A 1236-nucleotide genomic window follows, 5' to 3' on the forward strand; every position below is an offset into this window, starting at 1 on the left:
GGTGGCTTGGATGAGTTGGTCGCGGGCGGCGTTGAGGGCGATGGTGAAGCTGGCCCGGTCGGGGTCGGTGCCGGGCTGGGTGTTGGTGGCGTCGGTCATGGCGTGGCGCAGGATCTGGTAGGCGATCAGGTGGGCGTAGACCTCTTGGGTGATGCCGTCGGGGGTGCGGGCGCGTAGGACGTGGCCGCCGAGGACGGTGGATTTGATCGCGAGGTAGGTGGTCTCGATTTCCCAGCGTTGGTGGTAGAGCTCGACCAGGTCGAACGCGGGGTGGGTGTGGGGGTTGAGCAGGGTGGTGATGAGCCGGTAGCTGCCGGTGCGTTTGCCGTGGGTGGTCGCGATGGTGATCTCGGCGGTGATGACGCGGACCGGGGTGCCGTGCCACATCGACAGGTAGGACCCGTCGTGGTGGCGGTGCAGAACGGGGAGTTTGCGGTTGGTTTTGCAGCGGATCAGCAGTTCCGCGCCGGTGGCGGTGATCGCGGTGATGATGGCCTGGGTGGCGAAGGCCCGGTCTGCCAGCACGATCATGCCGGCGCGCAGAGCACGGCTCAGCAGGGGTGGGGCGTAGCTGGTCTCACCGGTGCTGGAGGGCCCGAAGGCTGCGTCGATGATGGTGCGTGTGCCGCAGCAGACCACGCTCAGCAAGCGCAGGTGTGGGTAGGAGCCGCTGTTCCCGCTGGCTCGTTTGGTGAACACGGCCAGGTTCGCATCGGTGTCGGGCACGCTCAAAGTGGTGCCGTCGATCGCGGTGATCAGCAGCCCTCGCCATCGGATGCCTGCCGCGGCCAGTGGAGCGGCCGGGCCACGGACCAGGTCGAACAATGCTTTCAAGGGTCCGGTGCCGAGCCGGCGCCGGGCATGGGTCAACGCAGCCGCGGTCGGTGCCGCGACGGCCACGCCCTGCAGACCGGCGACCATTCGGTGCCAGACCTGGCGATAGCCCAGGTCGGGGAACAGGCACCCGGCCACTATCAGATAGACCACGACCCGGGCGGGCAGATCGCGCACCCGGACCTGAACGCGACCGCACTCAGCCAGTGCCTCGTCAACCATCTCGAACGGAACATGCTGGGTCAACTCGCCCAAATGACCAGGCGCGAAAGCACCCGCAGCCACTGTGATCGTGCGGGTAATGACAGACTGGACAGGCAGCGGAGCCTCTTTAGGTAGCTGGTTGTCTCGCGAGGACAAACCTGTCTACCCAACAGAGCTCCGCTGCTTTACGTTCAACAC

The 1236-nt window shown here is 66.4% G+C and carries 1 protein-coding gene; it reads right to left on the reverse strand.

The window, feature by feature from the left end; translation table 11 throughout:
- The coding region (locus ACFTSF_RS41610) for an IS4 family transposase (RefSeq protein WP_380161136.1) at nucleotides 1-1119 on the reverse strand (1119 nt) is incomplete at its 3' end.
- Nucleotides 1120-1236 lie beyond the last annotated feature (117 nt).

The sequence above is a fragment of the Kribbella sp. NPDC056951 genome, assembly GCF_042674205.1.
GTDB classification, from domain to species: Bacteria; Actinomycetota; Actinomycetes; order Propionibacteriales; family Kribbellaceae; genus Kribbella; species Kribbella yunnanensis.